Here is a 500-nt window from a genome sequence, read left to right on the forward strand (position 1 = left end):
TGCAGCTGGCTGTTTTGGGGCTGGAGGTAGCTGCTCAGAGCCCGCTTGGTTCGCAGGTGGCGCTAGATCAGTTGGCTGTGCGATTGATGGCTTGGTATCGCTCGCATCCGGCGCAGGTGGCTCCGGGTTTGCAGGCGGTTTTGCAGTGGGCGGATCAGCCTTCGCTTGCTCCAGCGCATTTGCGGGGGCGGATTGAGCAGGAGCAGGGCGAGTCGCCCAGCGTTGCCCGGTTGGTGGCTGCGGCGAGTGCCCGCTGGGAGAGTTTGCGTCCGCGTGCACGCGTGGCTGGCAATGAGGTGTTTGCACTCATGGTGCCGGTGGGACTGTCTGCGGCGTTGGATTCTCGCGAGTGCACGCGGGTGAGTTTAGAGGTTGTGCGCATGGTGACGCCGGATCCGCGTACCGCTTTGCTGGCGGCCTCGTACGCGCAGTTGCTGCGGGGGGCGCTCGCGGGTTTTGCGCCGGGCAGGCCGTGGCAGGAATGCCTGGACTGGCATGCG

Annotated in this window: 1 protein-coding gene; it reads left to right on the plus strand. The window is 65.8% G+C overall.

The window, feature by feature from the left end; translation table 11 throughout:
* The coding region (locus tag HMPREF1627_RS00340) for a hypothetical protein (RefSeq protein WP_034499917.1) at positions 1-500 on the plus strand (500 nt) is incomplete at both ends.

Origin of the sequence: Actinomyces sp. S6-Spd3 (assembly GCF_000758755.1) — a bacterium.
Taxonomy (GTDB): domain Bacteria; phylum Actinomycetota; class Actinomycetes; order Actinomycetales; family Actinomycetaceae; genus Pauljensenia.